The following is a 17,288-nucleotide window of genomic DNA, read 5'->3' on the forward strand; positions in this document are numbered from 1 at the left end:
GCGGGAGCGCCGGGGCCCGCCGGGGGCTCCCGGCGCTCCGTCGCCGCGGCGGCTCGGTCCCGGTCGGGGCGGGCTCAGCCGAGCCGCGACCGGAGTTCGGCCACGACCTCGTCCAGGCCGATCGCCGTCTGCTCGCCGGACTCCATGTCCTTGAGCTGCACGACCCCCTCGGCGAGATCGCGCTCCCCGGCGACGACGGCGTACCGGGCGCCGCTGCGGTTGGCGTTCTTCATCGCGCCCTTCAGCCCCTTCCCGCCGTACGAGAAGTCGGCGGCGACGCCCGCCCTGCGCAGTTCGGTGACCTTCGCGAACAGCACCCGGCGGGCCTCCTCGCCCAGCGGGACGGCGAACACGCTGGTGGTGGACGGGAGCCGGAGCTCGACGCCCTCCGCCTGGAGGGCGAGGACCGTGCGGTCGACGCCCAGGGCCCAGCCGACGGACGGCAGCGCCGGACCGCCGATCATCTCCGACAGCCCGTCGTAGCGGCCGCCGCCGCCCACCGCGGACTGGGAGCCCAGACCGTCGTGGACGAACTCGAAGGTGGTGCGGGTGTAGTAGTCCAGGCCGCGGACCAGCTTCGGGTCGTCCTCGAAGGCCACGCCGGCCGCGCCGATCAGCTCGCGGACCTCCTCGTGGTACGCCTTGCAGGCGTCGCACAGGTAGTCGCGCAGCAGGGGCGCCCCGGTGAGCTGCTTCTGCACGGCCTCGCGCTTGTCGTCCAGGACGCGCAGCGGGTTGATGTCGATCCGGCGGCGGGTGTCCTCGTCCAGGTCCAGTCCGCGCAGGAAGTCCTGGAGCGCCTGCCGGTAGACCGGGCGGCACTCCTTGTCACCGAGGCTGTTGAGCAGGATGCGGAAGTCGCGCAGCCCCAGCGAGCGGTACGCCTGGTCGGCCAGGATGATCAACTCGGCGTCCAGGGCCGGGTCCTCGGCGCCGATCGCCTCGGCACCGACCTGCGAGAAGTGCCGGTAGCGGCCCTTCTGCGGGCGTTCGTAGCGGTAGTACGAGCCGGAGTACCAGAGCTTGACGGGGAGGTTGCCCGTCTTGTGGAGGTTGGCCTCCAGCGCGGCGCGCAGCACGGAGGCGGTGCCTTCGGGGCGCAGGGCCAGCCGGTCGCCGCCCTTGGTCTCGAAGGCGTACATCTCCTTGGTCACGATGTCCGTCGACTCGCCCACCCCGCGCGCGAACAGCTCCACGTTCTCGAAGCCGGGCGTCTCGATGTAGCCGTAGCCGGAGTTGCGCAGCGGGGCGGCGATCGCCTCCCGGACCGCCAGGTACGTGGCGGAGTCCGGCGGGATCAGGTCGTAGGTGCCCTTGGGGGCCTTGAAGGTGCTCACGGAAGGTCTCTCGTCACATTCCTCGTCGCGGGGCGCCGGCGGCGCCCCGCTCGGGGCGGTCTGCGGCCACCTGCCGCAGGTACGGGTTGGTGGCCCGCTCCCGCCCGATGGTCGTCTGGGAGCCGTGGCCGGACAGCACCACGGTCGAGTCGTCGAGCGGCAGGCACACGCGGGCCAGCGAGTCGAGCATCTCGGCCATGTCGCCGCCGGGCAGGTCGGTGCGTCCGATGGAGCCGGCGAAGAGCAGGTCGCCCGAGAAGAGGACCGGCGGAACGTCCGCGGTCTCGGGCATCCGGAAGGTCACCGACCCCTTGGTATGGCCGGGGGCGTGCGCGACGGACAGCTCCAGCCCGGCCAGTTCCAGGACGGTGCCGTCGCCCAGCTCCCTGACGTCGTCCGGCTCCCCCACGGTCAGCTCCCCCATCAGCGGCATGCCGACGGAGCGGCCGAGCGCCTTCTCGGGGTCGCTCATCATGTACCGGTCGTCGGGGTGGATCCAGGCGGGCACGTCGTGCGCGCCGCACACCGGGACGACGGAGGCCACATGGTCGATGTGGCCGTGGGTGAGGACGACGGCGACCGGCTTGAGGCGATGCTTCTTCAGCGCTTCCTCGACTCCTGGGGAGGCCTGGTGGCCCGGGTCGATGATCACGCACTCCTCTCCGGCGGCGGGGGCGACGAGGTAGCAGTTCGTCCCCCAGGCCCCGGCGGGGAACCCGGCAATGAGCACGATCGTCCTTCGTTGGGTCGATAACGGGCGGCTTGGAAGGGCATGCCAGCGCTCAGAGCCTACCGGCGCTGCCGTTTCCTCAGCGAACCCATATACGGTACGGGGCACATGCAGGCGGTCGGCGCACGAGACGCACACGCCCCAGTCGACGTACGAGACGTATGAGGAGTAAACGCGGTGGTCAGCCAGGAGCAGCGGCGGCGTCAGCTCGCCCGGGAGAAGTTCTTGCGGCAGCAGCAGCGGCGCACCGACGCGCGGCGCAAGGCGCGGATGCGCAATGCGGTGATCGCTTCGGTGCTCGGTGTGGTCCTCGTGGGCAGCGTCGCGCTGTACACGACCGGGACCCTCAAGGGCGACGACAAGGCCAACGCGAGCGCCGACGTCACCCCGAGCGCCTCCGCGCCGAGCAAGGTGCCGGACCCGTGCGACAAGCCGGCCGCGGGCCAGGTCAAGAAGGAGACCTGGAAGAAGGAGCCGGCGATGACCATCGACAAGTCGGCGAAGTACACCATGAAGCTCGCGACGACCTGCGGTGACATCGACGTCGCGCTGAAGGCCTCGGCCGCCCCGCACACCGTGAACTCCTTCCACTTCCTCGCGGGCAAGGGCTACTTCGACCACACCAAGTGCCACCGCCTCACCACCAACGGCATCTACGTGCTGCAGTGCGGCGACCCGACGGGCGCCGGCACCGGCGGTCCGGGCTACACGATCCCGGACGAGAACCTGAAGGACGCCAGCCTGAAGGGCAACGTCTATCCCGCGGGCACCGTGGCGATGGCCAACACGGGGCAGGCGCACACCGGCGGCAGCCAGTTCTTCCTGGTCTACCAGGACAGCCAGTTGCCGCCGAGCTACACGCCGTTCGGTACGGTCTCCGCGTCGGGCATGAAGGTGCTGAAGAAGATCGCCGCCGCCGGCGAGAGCACGGGTGCCGGGGACGGCGCCCCGAACGCGACGGTCGTGATCAACAAGGCGACGGTGACCAAGTCCTGACGTCGGGGGTGCCGAGGTCGTCCGGCGCCGGCCGTCCAATTCGGTCGCGCTGGATGCGGACAGGGATCCCGCTGGTCGCCTATGTTGGCGAGTACGAAACTGTGGACGATGCCGGGGGAGCCGAGGCCCCCCGCAGGCATCATGTGGAGGAGGCGCTGTGAGCAGCGACCCGTGGGGCCGCGTCGACGAGACGGGGACCGTGTACGTGCGTACGGCCGACGGCGAGCAGGTCGTCGGATCCTGGCAGGCCGGCTCCCCCGAGGAGGCGCTGGCCTACTTCGAGCGCAAGTACGAGGGCCTGGTTGTCGAGATCGGCCTCCTCGAGAAGCGGGTGAAGACCACCGACCTGGCGGCGAAGGACGCCCGGGCCGCGATCGACCACATCCGCGAGCAGGTGGACGCCCACCACGTGGTCGGTGATCTGGACGCGCTGCGGGTCCGTCTGGACAAGCTGGTCGAGGCCGTGGAGGCGCGCCGCGAGGAGCGCAAGGCACAGCGGGCCAAGCAGTCCGACGAGGCCCGCAGGGCCAAGGAGGAACTGGTCGCGGAGGCCGAGGGGCTGGCTCAGTCCGATCAGTGGCGGGCGGCCGGTGAACGGCTGCGTGCCCTGGTGGACACCTGGAAGGGGCTGCCCCGGCTGGACCGCAAGTCCGACGACGAGCTGTGGCACCGCTTCTCGCACGCCCGCTCGGCGTTCTCCAAGCGCCGCAAGGCGCACTTCGCGCAGCTGGACGCGCAGCGCGAGGAGGCACGGCGGGCCAAGGAGCGCCTGGTCGCCGAGGCCGAGGAGCTGTCGGGCTCGACGGACTGGGGGCCCACGGCGGCCCGCTACCGCGACCTGATGACCCGGTGGAAGGCCGCCGGCCGCGCCCAGCGCGAGCACGAGGACGATCTGTGGAACCGCTTCCGCGGCGCCCAGGACGTCTTCTTCGGGGCGCGCAGCGCGGTGTTCGCCGAGCGCGACGCGGAGCAGGCGGAGAACCTGAAGCTGAAGGAGGAACTGGCCGGGGAGGCGGAGAAGCTCCTGCCGGTGACCGACCTGAAGGCGGCGCGCGCCGCGTTCCGCTCGATCAACGAGCGCTGGGAGGCCATCGGCCACGTGCCGCGGGACGCCCGGCCGAAGGTCGAGGGCCGGATGCACGCCGTCGAGCGGGCGTTCCAGGAGGCCGAGGAGACCGAGTGGCGCCGGACCAACCCGGAGGCGCGGGCACGTGCCGAGGGGCTGACCGGCCAGCTCCAGGCTGCGGTGGACAAGCTGAACGCCCAGATCGAGCAGGCGCGGTCGCAGGGCAACACGGCCCGGGCGGACAAGCTGCAGAAGGAGCTCGCCGGGCGGCAGGCGCTGCTGGACCAGGCGCTGAAGGGCCTGGAGGAGTTCGGCGGCTGACCGCACACCGCCACCGCACGGCTCGGTCGAGGGCCCCGTACGTCTCGTACGGGGCCCTCGGCCGTGCGTGGCGGACGGCACCCGGTGCCGCACGGGGGCGGGATCCGCCGCGGGCGGGGCCCCTGAGTGGTGGGGGCACCGTCCCTCTCCCCCACGGTTGCTCCGGGCCGGGCGCCCGAGGGGCCGCGGCGGGTGCCCTAGGAGCGGGCGCGGGCCGAGGTCACGCGGTACACGTCGTAGACGCCCTCGACGCCGCGTACGGCCTTCAGGACGTGCCCGAGGTGCTTGGGGTCGCCCATCTCGAAGGTGAAGCGGGAGGTGGCCACGCGGTCGCGGGAGGTCTGCACGGCCGCCGAGAGGATGTTGACGTGCTGGTCGGACAGCACGCGGGTGACGTCCGACAGCAGACGGGAGCGGTCCAGGGCCTCGACCTGGATGGCGACCAGGAAGACCGAGGACTGGGTGGGCGCCCACTCGACGTCCAGGATGCGTTCGGGCTCGCGGGACAGCGAATCGACGTTGACGCAGTCGCTGCGGTGAACCGATACTCCGCTGCCGCGGGTGACGAAGCCGATGATCGGGTCGCCGGGTACGGGCGTGCAGCAGCGGGCCAGCTTCACCCAGACGTCGTCGACGCCCTTGACGACGACTCCGGGATCGTTGCTGCTGCGCCGCTTGCGGCTGCGGCCGCGGGTGGGCGGGACCGACTCGTCGATCTCCTCGCTGGCCGCCTCCTCGCCGCCGAGCGCCTGCACCAGCTTCTGCACGACGTGCTGCGCGGAGACATGGCCCTCGCCGATCGCGGCGTACAGCGCGGAGATGTCCGGGTACCGCATCTCGTGCGCCAGCGTCACCAGGGAGTCGCCGGTCAGGATCCGCTGGATCGGCAGGTTCTGCTTCCGCATCGCCCGCACGATGGCGTCCTTGCCCTGTTCGATCGCCTCGTCGCGGCGCTCCTTGGAGAACCAGGCCCGGATCTTGTTGCGGGCGCGCGGCGACTTGACGAAGCCCAGCCAGTCGCGGGAGGGGCCGGCGCCGGACGCCTTGGAGGTGAAGACCTCCACCAGGTCGCCGTTGTCGAGGGTCGACTCCAGCGGAACCAGGCGTCCGTTGACCCGGGCTCCTATCGTGCGGTGGCCGACCTCGGTGTGGACCGCGTAGGCGAAGTCCACCGGGGTCGCCCCGGCCGGGAGCGCTATCACGTCGCCCTTGGGGGTGAAGACGAAGACCTCGTTGCGGGAGAGGTCGAAGCGCAGGGACTCCAGGAACTCGCCCGGGTCCTCCGTCTCCTTCTGCCAGTCCAGAAGCTGGCGGAGCCAGGCCATGTCGTTGATGGCGCCGGCGTCCTTGCCCGACTTCCCGGCGGGCCTCGGGGCGTCGGTGCGGACCTTGGAGGCACCGGCCACCGCGTCCTGCTTGTACTTCCAGTGCGCGGCGATGCCGTACTCGGCGCGGCGGTGCATGTCGAAGGTGCGGATCTGCAGCTCGACCGGCTTGCCGTTGGGTCCGATGACCGTCGTGTGCAGCGACTGGTACATGTTGAACTTGGGCATCGCGATGTAGTCCTTGAACCGCCCCGGAACCGGGTTCCAGCGGGCGTGGATCGTGCCCAGCGCCGCATAGCAGTCGCGGACCGTGTCCACCAGGACGCGGATGCCCACCAGGTCGTAGATCTCCGCGAAGTCCCGGCCGCGGACGATCATCTTCTGGTACACGCTGTAGTAGTGCTTCGGGCGGCCGGTCACGGTCGCCTTGATACGGGCCCCGCGCAGGTCCTGCTGGACCTCGTCGATCACTATGGCCAGGTACTCGTCACGCTTGGGCGCCCGCTCGGCCACCAGCCGCACGATCTCGTCGTACATCTTGGGGTAGAGGATCGCGAAGGCGAGGTCCTCCAGCTCCCACTTGATGGTGTTCATGCCCAGGCGGTGGGCGAGCGGCGCGTAGATCTCGAGCGTCTCGCGGGCCTTCTGCTCCTGCTTCTCCCGCTTGAGGTAGCGCATGGTGCGCATGTTGTGCAGCCGGTCGGCGAGCTTGATGACCAGGACGCGCGGGTCCTTGGCCATGGCGACGACCATCTTGCGCACGGTCTCGGCCTGCGCGGCCTCGCCGAACTTGACCTTGTCCAGCTTGGTGACGCCGTCGACGAGGAGGGCGACCACGTCGCCGAAGTCGCGCCGCAGGTCGTCGAGGCCGTACTCGGTGTCCTCGACGGTGTCGTGCAGCAGGCCCGCCATCAGGGTGGGCGGGTCCATGCCCAGCTCGGCGAGGATGGTCGTGACGGCGAGCGGATGCGTGATGTAGGGGTCGCCGCTCTTGCGCTTCTGACCGCGGTGCCAGCGCTCGGCGACCTGGTACGCCTTCTCGATCTGGCGCAGCGTCGCGGTCTCGATCTTGGGGTCGTTGCTGCGCACTATGCGCAGCAGCGGCTCCAGGACCGGGTTGTACGGGTTGGCGCGCTGGACGCCGAGGCGGGCGAGCCGGGCGCGCACCCGGTTGGAGGAGCCGCTGCGGGCGGGCTGGCCGACGTTGGGGCGGACCGCGGGGGTGCTGGCCGGGCGCTCGGGCGGCGCCGGCTTGGGCCGTGCCTGCTCGGCCGGCTTCGCGGCGGTGCTCTCCGCGGGCCGGTCGGGGGGCGCGGACTGGGCGTGCTCGACCGGACCGCGGTCGTCGTTCTTGGCGTGCGGTGCGCTCGGCGCGGGCTTCGCCGCCGCGGCCGAGGGGGGCTCGGGCTTGGCGGCGGTCAGGTGCTGGGCCTCGTCTGGCAAGAGGACTCCTCGTGCGCGATCCGGGTCCCCCGGTCAGGCTCCGGAGTCCCCATCGTAGCGATCCCGTGCTCCGGGCTCGCCTTCAGGCCGCTGTGCGGCCTTCCACGGCACGAACGCGAAGGGCGGGCTCCGGATTCCCCCGGAGCCCGCCCCGGCCCTCTTCGGGGCCTGTCAGACGGTGAGCAGCGCCTCCAGCGGGGCCGCGCCCAGAGCGGGCTCCAGCCGGGCGCGGCCGGCCAGGAAGCCGAGCTCCATCAGCACCGAGACGCCCGCGACCTCGGCGCCCGCGCGGTGGATCAGCCGGATGGACGCCTCGGCGGTGCCCCCGGTGGCGAGGACGTCGTCGACGATCAGGATCCGGTCGCCGGCGACCAGGTCCTCGGCGTGCACCTCGATCTCCGCGGAGCCGTACTCCAGGTCGTAGGCCTGGCTGAGGGTGGCGCCGGGCAGCTTGCCGGCCTTGCGCACGGGCACGAAGCCCAGTCCGGCGCGGACGGCGACCGGAGCGCCCAGGATGAACCCGCGGGCCTCCAGGCCGACGATCTTGGTGGCGCCGGTGCGTACCGCGGTGTCCGCGAGGACGTCGGTGAGCGCGGTGAACGCGGCCGGGTCGGCCAGCAGCGGGGTGATGTCCTTGAACATCACGCCCGGCTGCGGGTAGTCGGCGACGTCGCGGATGCGGCTGAGCAGCAGCTCCTCGACGCCGGTCATCGGCGCTTGCCCGAGGGCCGGCCGCGTCCGCGGGTGCGGGAGACGGGCTGGTCGCGGGGGCCGACGACCGCGGGCGCGGCGTCCTCGGAGTCGTCGGGCACCGTGGCACGGGCCTCGGCGGTCTCCTCGTCCGCGGCGGCCTTGGCGCGCTTGGCCAGGACCCGCTTGCGCAGGGCCTTCATCTGCGGCTCGCGCTCCTTGAGGTCGGCGACGAGCGGCGTGGCGATGAAGATCGAGGAGTACGCACCGGCGGCGAGGCCGACGAACAGCGACAGCGAGATGTCGTTGAGCATGCCGGCGCCGAGCACGCCGCCGCCGATGAACAGCAGGCCCGCGACCGGGAGCAGCGCCACGACCGTGGTGTTGATCGAGCGGACCAGGGTGCCGTTGATGGAGCGGTTGGCGATGTCGCTGTAGGTCCACCTGGTCTGCCGGGTGATGTCCTTCGTCTGCTCCTTGAGGCTGTCGAAGACGACGACCGTGTCGTAGAGCGAGTAGCCGAGGATGGTCAGCAGACCGATCACCGTGCCCGGGGTGACCTCGAACCCGACGAGGGCGTAGATGCCGGTGGTGATGGTGATGTCGTGGATCAGGGCGACGAGCGCCGCCACCGCCATCCGCCATTCGAAGGCGATCGCCAGGTAGATCACGACCAGCACCATGAAGATCGCCAGGCCCTGCCAGGCCTTGTTGGCGATGTGCTCGCCCCAGCTCGGGCCGACCAGGTCGGCGTTGATCTTCTCGGCGTCGACCTTGAGGTCGCCGGCCAGCTTGTCCTTGATCTTGTCGGCCGCGCCGGTGTCGATGCCGGCGATCTGGATGCGGAGGCTGCCGTCACCGAGCTTCTGCACGATCGTGTCGTGCCCGGAGGCGTCCTGCGCGTACGTCTCGGCCTGGGAGACGGAGACGTTGGTGTGCTTCGGGGTGGTGAAGACGGCACCGCCCTGGAACTCGATGCCCATGTTCAGCCCGCGCACCGCCAGGCCCACGATGGCCGTGATGGTGATGAGGATCGAGATGCCGTACCAGATCTTGCGGTTGCCGACGAAGTCGTAGCCGACCTCGCCGCGGTGGAGCCGGGCACCGAGGTTGCCGAGTTTCGACATCTCAGGCCTCCTTCGGGTCGACGGGGCCGGCGGGGCGGGGACGGCGGTTGCTGCGCAGCGGTGGCTTGGCACCCAGGGCCTTCGGGTCCAGGCCGGACCAGCGGTGGCCGCTCGCGAAGAACTTCCGGCGCGCCATGATCGTCATCAGCGGCTTGGTGAACAGGAAGACGACGACCACGTCGAGCAGGGTGGTCAGGCCGAGGGTGAACGCGAAGCCCTGCACCTTGCCGACGGTGACGATGAAGAGCACCGCGGCGGCGAGGAAGGACACGAAGTCGGAGACGAGGATGGTGCGCCGGGCGCGCGGCCAGGCGCGCTCGACGGCGGGCCGCAGCGAGCGGCCCTCGCGGATCTCGTCGCGGATGCGTTCGAAGTAGACGATGAACGAGTCCGCGGTGATGCCGATCGCGACGATGGCGCCGCACACGGCGGGCAGGTTCAGCGCGAAGCCGATGCCCGGGCCGAGCAGCGACATGATCGAGTACGTCAGGGCCGCGGAGATCAGCAGCGAGGCGACGGCGATCATGGACAGGCCGCGGTAGTAGACCAGCAGGTAGAGCACGACGAGGATCAGGCCGATGGCGCCCGCGATCAGTCCGGCGTGGAGCTGGTCGCCGCCCAGCGCGGCGGTCACCGTGGTGACGCTGTCCTCCTTGAAGGTCAGCGGCAGGGCGCCGTAGGACAGCATGTTGGCGAGGCTCTGCGCCTCTTCCTGGTCGAAGTTGCCGGAGATCTCCGCGTTGCCGCCGGTCAGCGCCTGGTTGACGTACGGGTCGGAGACGACCTCGCCGTCCAGGACGATCGCGAACTGGTTCTGCGGGGTCTGGTTCTTGGCCAGCTTGCCGGTGATGTCGGCGAACTTCTTGGCGCCGCCGGAGGTGAACTCCATGGTCACCGTCCAGCCCGCGGCGGTCTGGGTGTTGTAGACGGCCTGGGCCTTCTTCACGTCGGTGCCGTCGACCTCGGCCGGGCCGAGCACGTACTTCTGCCAGGCGCCCTGGGAGTTCTGTCCGCAGGCCACGGTGGCCTCGCTGGGCTTGGCGCCCTTGCCGGCGGTGGCGCGGACCTTCTCGTCGGCGCAGTTCAGCGCGGCGTACTGGGCCTGGAGCTTGCTGGCGTCGGCGGCGGCGCTGCTGGCGCCGGACGGGGTGGAGGACGCCTTCGGGCTGCCGGAGCTGCCGGCCGAGGGCGAGGAGTCGGCCTTCAGCGCGTCGGTGACCGCGCGGCCCTGGGAGGTGGCGCTGCTCGACGGGCTCGCGGAGGCGGAGGGCGCGGCGCTGCCGGTGGCCTTGTCGGTCGCCTTGTCGGTGGCGGCGGCCGAGGGGTTGCCGGAAGCGCTGGGCGAGGGGCTGGCCTTCCCGGCGGGGGCGGAGACCTCGGTCGCGAGTACGGGGCGGAAGTACAGCTTGGCGGTGGTGCCTACCTGCTGCCGCGCCTCTTTGGAGTTCGTGCCCCTGGGGATGTTGACGATGATGTTGTCATTGCCCTGGGTCTGAACCTCGGCCTCCGAGACACCAAGACCGTTGACGCGGCGGTTCATGATCTCGACCGCGGTGTCCATGTTGGTCTTGTTGATCGCGGATTCCTGCCCGGCCTCCGGGACGGCTCGGAGCGTGATGCTCGTGCCGCCGGCCAGGTCGATGCCGAGACGCGGAGTGGTGTTCCCGGAGGCGAACATGCCTCCGGTGAGCGCCGCGATGGCGATCAGGATCAGGGCCAGCGAGCGCCACGGCTTGCTCTGGGCGCTTGCGCTCCGGCCCTTTTTAGGTGCTGCCACCTTCTTGTACTCCCTCTCGGGCCGCTCCGCGCCGGGTGGGCGCGGCGGCGGCCATGACATGGTTGGGGACCCCTGCGTCCGGCACGCGTCCCGGGGTGCGGGAGCCGTCCCGCGCACCCCGGCACACGGCTACTTCGCCTCGGAGCCGCCCTCGGTCTTCTTCGACTCCTCCTCGGCGCCGGCCTCGGTGGCCTCGGCGTCGTCGGACGACTCCCCGGCCGCGTCATCCTTGCCGAGGTCGATCTTGTCGTCGTGCGAGGCGGCAGCGTCGGCGGGCGCGTCGGTCTCGTCGGCCTCGGTGAGGGAGGAGGCGTCGTCCGGGACGATGTCGGCGTCGGACTTCAGGTCGTGCTCGATGCCGTGGACGATCCGGTTGTAGTCGTCGTCGGTGAGCACGGCGCCGATGGCGTTCTTGGCGAAGAGCAGTTCCACACCCGGCCCGGCGTCGAGGAGGACCGTCTCCTCGTTGACCTCCTTGACCGTCGCGTACATGCCCCCGATGGTGCGGACGCCGGAGCCGGGCTGCAGCTTGTTCCGCATGTCCGCGGCCTGCTGCTGCTTGCGCCTGGCGGAGCGGGTCATCAGGAACATGGCCCCGATGAGCACGATGAAGGGGAGGAGGGTCACGAGGCTATTCACGGGACGAATTTTCCTTCGCACGACCGCGGCGGTGAGCGGCCTGGTGTATGGGGGTGCGGGCTGCGCCGCCTGCAGGGGCGGCACCGGCGGAGTCTAGGCGAGTCCGCGTGCATGGAACAACGCTCAGCATGGCACCCGCGTTCCCGAGGCCGCGAATACCGCGCCGTCACGCCCCGAACAGGTCCTGTTGTCCGTTTCCCGCCACCGTGGAACGGGGCGGGGTGAGGCCGAGGTGGTCCCAGGCGGCGGGGGTGGCGACCCGGCCGCGCGGCGTGCGGGCCAGCAGACCCTCTCTGACCAGGAAGGGTTCGGCCACCTCCTCGACGGTCTCGCGCTCCTCCCCCACGGCGACCGCGAGGGTGGACAGGCCGACGGGCCCGCCGCCGAACAGCTTCAGCAGGGCCTGCAGCACGGCCCGGTCGAGGCGGTCGAGACCGCGGGCGTCGACCTCGTAGACGGCGAGGGCGGCCGCGGCGATCTCCCGGGTGATCACCCCGTCCGCCTTGACCTGCGCGTAGTCCCGCACGCGGCGCAGCAGGCGGTTGGCGATGCGGGGGGTGCCGCGGGACCGGCCGGCGATCTCCCCGGCACCGTGGGAGTCGAGCTCCACGTCGAGCAGCCGGGCCGAGCGGTGCACGACCCGTTCCAGTTCGGTGGGCTCGTAGAACTCCATGTGGGCGGTGAAGCCGAAGCGGTCCCGCAGCGGCGGCGGCAGCAGGCCCGCCCGCGTGGTGGCGCCGACCAGGGTGAACGGGGGCAGTTCGAGGGGGATGGCGGTGGCGCCCGGGCCCTTGCCGACGATGACGTCGACGCGGAAGTCCTCCATCGCCATGTAGAGCATCTCCTCGGCGGGCCGCGACATGCGGTGGATCTCGTCGAGGAAGAGGACCTCGCCCTCCTGGAGGGAGGAGAGGATCGCGGCGAGGTCGCCGGCGTGCTGGATGGCGGGTCCGGAGGTGATGCGGATCGGGGCACCCATCTCGGCTGCGATGATCATGGAGAGGGTGGTCTTGCCGAGGCCGGGGGCGCCCGACAGCAGCACGTGGTCGGCGGTCGCCCCGCGCGCGCGTGCGGCGCGCAGGACGAGGTCGAGCTGCTCGCGGACCTTCTCCTGGCCGATGAACTCGCCCAGGTCCTTGGGCCGCAGGGCGGCCTCGACGGCCTGGTCCTCCCCGTCGGCGGCGGGGCCCACCAGCCGCTCGGCGGCGGTGTCGGTCGCTTCGTCCCGGTTCATGTGTGGTGTGCCTCGGCGGGTCGGGGTCAGCGGGCTCGGTTCAGCGTCTGCAGGGCGGCCTTCAGGAGCTGCCCCACCTGCGGGTGGTCGGCGGCCTCGGCCTGCGGGGTCACCGCGGTGACGGCCTCGTCGGCCTCGCGGGGGGCGTAGCCGAGGCCGACGAGTGCGGCGTGGAGCTGGTCGCGCCAGCCGCCGGCGGCCGGCGCCCCGGCGGCGGCGGGGGCTCCGACCGGTTCGCCGAGGCGGTCCCTGAGCTCCAGAAGCAGCTTCTGGGCACCCTTCTTGCCGATGCCGGGGACGGCGGTCAGCGCCTTCTCGTCACCGGTGGCGACCGCTCGGCGCAGTGCGTCGGGCGTGTGCACGGCGAGCATGGCCTGGGCGAGCCGGGGGCCGACGCCGCTGGCGGTCTGCAGCAGCTCGAAGACCTGGCGCTCGTCGTCGTCGGTGAAGCCGTACAGGGTCAGCGAGTCCTCCCGGACGACGAGGGAGGTGGCCAGCCGGGCCCGGTCGCCGACGCGCAGCACGGAGAGCGTGTTCGGTGTGCACTGCACGGCGATGCCGACCCCGCCCACCTCGAGTACCGCGGTGTCGGGGGCGAGGGCGGCGACCGGGCCGCTGACGAAGGCGATCATGCGGTGCGGCCTTTCGGGGTGTGGCGGGCCCGGCGGGCCCCGGGGGTGTCGGGCGCCGCCGGCCGGGTCCCGTGCGCGTGCGCGGCGACGGCCTGCTGGAGCCGGTTCTGGGCGGGGGCGCGCCAGATGTGGCAGATGGCCAGGGCGAGGGCGTCGGCCGCGTCGGCCGGCTTGGGCGGGGCGTCCAGTCGCAGCAGGCGGGTGACCATGGCGCCGACCTGCGCCTTGTCGGCGCGCCCGGTGCCGGTGACGGCGGCCTTGACCTCGCTGGGGGTGTGCAGGGCGACCGGGATGCCGCGGCGGGCGGCGCATAGCATGGCGACCGCGCTGGCCTGGGCGGTGCCCATCACGGTGCGGACGTTGTGCTGGCTGAACACGCGCTCCACCGCGACGAACTCGGGGCGGTGCTCGTCCAGCCACCCTTCGATGCCCTGCTCGACGGCGAGGAGCCGGCGGCTCAGGTCGATGTCCGCGGGGGTGCGGACGACACCGACGCCGATCATGCTGAGCGGTCGCCCCGCGACGCCCTCCACGACGCCGATGCCGCAGCGGGTCAGTCCCGGGTCCACGCCGAGCACGCGCACCGCGCCCCTCCCTTCGCTCGCCTGTTTGTGCAGGCTATCGGGTGCCACTGACAAAGCGGCCGGCCGACATGAACGGACCGGGAGGGAGGGGCGGGCGGGAGCCTCCGCGGGAGGGTGCGGCCCGGTGGTGCGGCCGCGGCCGGCCCGCCCGGCCGGTCGGCGCCGGATCAGGCGTCGACCTTCTCCATGACCTCGTCGCTGACGTCGAAGTTGGCGAAGACGTTCTGCACGTCGTCGCTGTCCTCCAGGGCGTCGATCAGCTTGAAGATCTTCTTCGCGCCCTCCTCCTCCAGCTCGACCTGCATGGTCGGGACGAAGTTGGCGTCGGCGGACTCGTAGTCGATGCCGGCGTCCTGCAGGGCGGTGCGGACCGCGACCAGGTCGGTCGGCTCGCTGATGACCTCGAAGGTCTCGCCGAGGTCGTTGACCTCCTCGGCACCGGCGTCGAGCACCGCGCCCAGCACGTCGTCCTCGCCCAGTTCACCCTTGGGGACGATCACCACGCCCTTGCGGTTGAACAGGTACGACACCGAGCCCGGGTCGGCCATCGAGCCGCCGTTGCGGGTCATGGCGACGCGCACCTCGGAGGCGGCCCGGTTGCGGTTGTCGGTGAGGCACTCGATGAGCACGGCGACGCCGTTGGGGCCGTAGCCCTCGTACATGATCGTCTCGTACTCGGCGCCGCCGGCCTCCAGGCCCGCGCCGCGCTTGACGGCGGAGTCGATGTTCTTGTTGGGGACCGACTGCTTCTTCGCCTTCTGGATGGCGTCGTACAGCGTCGGGTTGCCCTCCGGGTCGGCACCGCCCATCCGGGCCGCGACCTCGATGTTCTTGATCAGCTTCGCGAAGAGCTTGCCGCGCTTGGCGTCGATCACGGCCTTCTTGTGCTTCGTCGTGGCCCATTTAGAGTGGCCGGACATCTGCCTGTCTCCTTCGCGTAACCCATCTCTGTACGAACGCCAGAGATCCTACAAGGACTCGCGTGCTACTCCGGCGTCCGGTGGGCGCGCACCATGTCGGCGAACAGGGCGTGCACGCGGTGGTCGCCGGTCAGTTCGGGGTGGAACGACGTGGCGAGCGCGTTGCCCTGGCGGACCGCGACGATGTGGCCGTCGTGCTCGGCGAGCACCTCGGCCCCGGCGCCGACCGACTCCACCCAGGGGGCGCGGATGAAGACGCCCTCCACGGGATCGCCCGGGACGCCCCGCACGTCGACCGCGGCCTCGAAGGACTCGTTCTGCCGGCCGAAGGCGTTGCGGCGCACGATCATGTCGATGCCGCCGATCGTCTCCTGCCCCGAACGCGGGTCGAGGATCTTGTCGGCCAGCATGATCATGCCGGCGCAGGTGCCGTAGACCGGCATGCCGTCCCGGACCCGCGCGCGCAGCGGGTCCATCATGCCGAACAGGACGGCCAGCTTGGAGATGGTCGTGGACTCGCCGCCGGGGAGGACGAGGCCGTCGACCTCGGCGAGCTCTTCGGGGCGCCGCACCGCCCTGGCCGTGGCGTCCGCCGCGGCCAGGGCTGCGAGGTGCTCCCGGACGTCGCCCTGGAGGGCCAGGACGCCTATGACAGGAGTGTTCATGGCAGGGATGTACCTGGTCGTACCCGTTGCTGTGCGGTTGCCGGAGGTCACCAGCCGCGGTTGGCGTAGCGCTCGGTCTCGGGGAGGGTGTCGCAGTTGATGCCGACCATGGCCTCGCCGAGGTTGCGGGACGCGTCCGCGACGATCTTGGGGTCGTCGTAGAAGGTGGTCGCCTTCACGATGGCGGCGGCGCGCTTGGCCGGGTCGCCCGACTTGAAGATGCCGGAGCCGACGAAGACGCCCTCGGCACCGAGCTGGCGCATGAGCGCGGCGTCGGCGGGAGTGGCGACACCGCCGGCGGAGAACAGCACGACGGGCAGCTTGCCGAGCCTTGCCACCTCGGCGACCAGCTCGTAGGGGGAGCGCAGTTCCTTGGCGGCGGCGTACAGCTCGTGGTTGTCCAGGCCGCGGAGCTGGGCGATCTCGTTCTTGATCTGCCGCAGGTGGCGGACCGCCTCGACGACGTTGCCGGTGCCGGCCTCGCCCTTGGAGCGGATCATCGCCGCGCCCTCGGCGATGCGGCGCAGGGCCTCACCCAGGTTGGTGGCGCCGCAGACGAACGGCGTGGTGAAGGACCACTTGTCGGAGTGGTTGACCTCGTCGGCGGGGGTGAGCACCTCGGACTCGTCGATGTAGTCGACGCCGAGGGACTGCAGGACCTGTGCCTCCACGAAGTGGCCGATGCGGGACTTGGCCATGACCGGGATCGAGACGGCCTCGATGATGCCCTCGATCATGTCCGGGTCGGACATGCGCGCCACGCCGCCGTCCTTGCGGATGTCGGCCGGGACCCGCTCCAGGGCCATGACGGCGACGGCGCCCGCGTCCTCGGCGATCTTCGCCTGCTCCGGCGTGACGACGTCCATGATCACGCCGCCCTTGAGCTGCTCGGCCATGCCGCGCTTCACACGGGCGGTGCCGGTCTCGGGAGCCTGGTTCTCGGTGGTGGACACGGATGACCTCGCTGAAGAAGAAGGGGGTGGTGCCGTACCGAGGAAACGCGAGCTGACCAGGCCACTGCAAGGGCCAATGGCAGGACGGTGGATCGTTTTCCCTTCGGCGGCCCTTGCCGTGGCCTCGCCGTCGGCGCCGCCGTCGCGCCTGGGACTCCTCAGCGCCGCCCCGTCCCGGGCCCCGCCGCCGTCCGCCCGCCCCCCTCCCGGCGCGCGGCAGGGCGGGGGACGCTGTCCGGTCCCGCGGACCGGGTGCCTACGCCGCCCGCGCCACCAGTGCCGCAGGCGGTTCGTCGTCCATCTCGAAGGCGAGCGGGAACGGGGCGTGTCCGGCCAGCCGGAACCAGCGGACCTTGCGGTGCTCGCGCAGTCGGCGGGCCGCGCCCACCGCGTCGTTGTGGAAGCGGCGGGCCATCGGCACCCGGCGGACCGCCTCGGTCAGCTCGTGGGCCGCCGCCTCTCCCCCGGGCGCCTCGCGCACCGCCTCGACCTGCTGGGGGTCCGCGAACACGGCGCGCAGGGCCTGGCTGAGTTCGCTCTCGGCGACCTCCCGCTGCTCCTCCTCCGCCTGCCGGGCCGCGTGCGCGGCCTCGTACAGGACGATCGAGGCGGCCGGGTCCAGCACGCCCGAGGTCGCCAGTTCCTGGGCCACGGAGGCCCGGCGCAGCAGGTGGGCGTCGAGCGCGGCGCGGGCGGCGTCGATCCGCGCGTGCAGCCGGTCCAGCCGGCCCGCCGTCCAGCTGAGGTACAGCGCGACGAGCGCGAGGGCGACGGCGATCCAGATCAGGGTTGGGGTCACGGCCCGTCAGCCTAGTACCGCGCCCGGACGGGCCGGCCTGCCACCGCACC

General features: G+C 71.6%; 16 protein-coding genes. 2 read left to right on the top strand and 14 right to left on the bottom strand.

Features of this window, described 5'->3' with window-relative positions; all coding sequences use genetic code 11:
- Positions 1–74: 74 nt before the first annotated feature.
- Both hisS and ACL02U_RS23825 read right to left on the bottom strand, forming a co-directional pair.
- On the bottom strand, positions 75–1,337 hold the full coding sequence (hisS, locus tag ACL02U_RS23820) for a histidine--tRNA ligase (protein ID WP_412792949.1): 1,263 nt from the start codon (positions 1,335–1,337) through the stop codon (positions 75–77).
- 13 nt (positions 1,338–1,350) lie between these two features.
- A complete protein-coding gene (locus ACL02U_RS23825; protein ID WP_412792950.1) occupies positions 1,351–2,067 on the bottom strand; it encodes an MBL fold metallo-hydrolase in 717 nt (238 codons plus the stop codon).
- Positions 2,068–2,244: 177 nt separating this feature from the next.
- Between ACL02U_RS23825 and ACL02U_RS23830 the strand changes: the two genes are divergently transcribed.
- Together ACL02U_RS23830 and ACL02U_RS23835 are read left to right on the top strand one after the other, a co-directional pair.
- Positions 2,245–3,063 carry a peptidylprolyl isomerase gene (locus ACL02U_RS23830; protein ID WP_412792951.1) on the top strand — a complete coding sequence of 273 codons (819 nt, stop codon included), beginning with the start codon at positions 2,245–2,247 and terminating at the stop codon, positions 3,061–3,063.
- A 157-nt stretch (positions 3,064–3,220) separates the two neighbouring features.
- The gene (locus tag ACL02U_RS23835; protein WP_412792952.1) at positions 3,221–4,450 is read left to right on the top strand and encodes a DUF349 domain-containing protein; all 1,230 of its coding nucleotides are present in this window, start codon (positions 3,221–3,223) and stop codon (positions 4,448–4,450) included.
- A gap of 197 nt (positions 4,451–4,647) precedes the next feature.
- Here ACL02U_RS23835 and ACL02U_RS23840 read toward each other — a convergent pair whose 3' ends face one another.
- From ACL02U_RS23840 to ACL02U_RS23895, 12 genes are all read right to left on the bottom strand, one after another.
- Positions 4,648–7,218, bottom strand: a complete 2,571-nt coding sequence (locus ACL02U_RS23840; protein WP_412792953.1) for a RelA/SpoT family protein — start codon at positions 7,216–7,218, stop codon at positions 4,648–4,650.
- Between the two features lie 171 nt (positions 7,219–7,389).
- Complete coding sequence (locus tag ACL02U_RS23845) at positions 7,390–7,929, bottom strand: adenine phosphoribosyltransferase (protein ID WP_412792954.1); 540 nt, start codon at positions 7,927–7,929, stop codon at positions 7,390–7,392.
- Complete coding sequence (gene secF / locus ACL02U_RS23850; protein WP_412792955.1) at positions 7,926–9,035, bottom strand: protein translocase subunit SecF; 1,110 nt, start codon at positions 9,033–9,035, stop codon at positions 7,926–7,928. Before secF ends, ACL02U_RS23845 begins: the two co-directional genes overlap by 4 nt.
- A gap of 1 nt (position 9,036) precedes the next feature.
- Positions 9,037–10,812: a protein translocase subunit SecD gene (gene secD, locus ACL02U_RS23855; RefSeq protein ID WP_412792956.1), complete on the bottom strand. Its 1,776-nt coding sequence runs from the start codon at positions 10,810–10,812 to the stop codon at positions 9,037–9,039.
- A 129-nt stretch (positions 10,813–10,941) separates the two neighbouring features.
- A complete protein-coding gene (gene yajC / locus ACL02U_RS23860) occupies positions 10,942–11,451 on the bottom strand; it encodes a preprotein translocase subunit YajC (RefSeq protein WP_412792957.1) in 510 nt (169 codons plus the stop codon).
- Between the two features lie 166 nt (positions 11,452–11,617).
- Positions 11,618–12,685, bottom strand: coding sequence for a Holliday junction branch migration DNA helicase RuvB (gene ruvB / locus ACL02U_RS23865; protein WP_412792958.1), 1,068 nt, complete (start codon positions 12,683–12,685; stop codon positions 11,618–11,620).
- 26 nt (positions 12,686–12,711) lie between these two features.
- Positions 12,712–13,317, bottom strand: coding sequence for a Holliday junction branch migration protein RuvA (ruvA, locus tag ACL02U_RS23870; protein ID WP_412792959.1), 606 nt, complete (start codon positions 13,315–13,317; stop codon positions 12,712–12,714).
- Entirely contained in the window at positions 13,314–13,901 is a 588-nt protein-coding gene (ruvC, locus tag ACL02U_RS23875; protein WP_412792960.1) for a crossover junction endodeoxyribonuclease RuvC, read from the bottom strand. Before ruvC ends, ruvA begins: the two co-directional genes overlap by 4 nt.
- Positions 13,902–14,068: 167 nt before the next feature.
- Positions 14,069–14,821 (bottom strand): YebC/PmpR family DNA-binding transcriptional regulator, encoded by a 753-nt coding sequence (locus ACL02U_RS23880; RefSeq protein WP_412792961.1) that lies wholly within the window; start codon positions 14,819–14,821, stop codon positions 14,069–14,071.
- 65 nt (positions 14,822–14,886) lie between these two features.
- Positions 14,887–15,486, bottom strand: coding sequence for a pyridoxal 5'-phosphate synthase glutaminase subunit PdxT (gene pdxT, locus ACL02U_RS23885; protein WP_412792962.1), 600 nt, complete (start codon positions 15,484–15,486; stop codon positions 14,887–14,889).
- Between the two features lie 47 nt (positions 15,487–15,533).
- On the bottom strand, positions 15,534–16,439 hold the full coding sequence (gene pdxS / locus ACL02U_RS23890; RefSeq protein ID WP_412792963.1) for a pyridoxal 5'-phosphate synthase lyase subunit PdxS: 906 nt from the start codon (positions 16,437–16,439) through the stop codon (positions 15,534–15,536).
- A gap of 256 nt (positions 16,440–16,695) precedes the next feature.
- Complete coding sequence (locus tag ACL02U_RS23895) at positions 16,696–17,238, bottom strand: hypothetical protein (protein ID WP_412792964.1); 543 nt, start codon at positions 17,236–17,238, stop codon at positions 16,696–16,698.
- Between the last annotated feature and the right edge of the window lie 50 nt (positions 17,239–17,288).

It is taken from the genome of Streptomyces sp. MS06 (assembly GCF_047200655.1).
Taxonomy (GTDB): domain Bacteria; phylum Actinomycetota; class Actinomycetes; order Streptomycetales; family Streptomycetaceae; genus Streptomyces.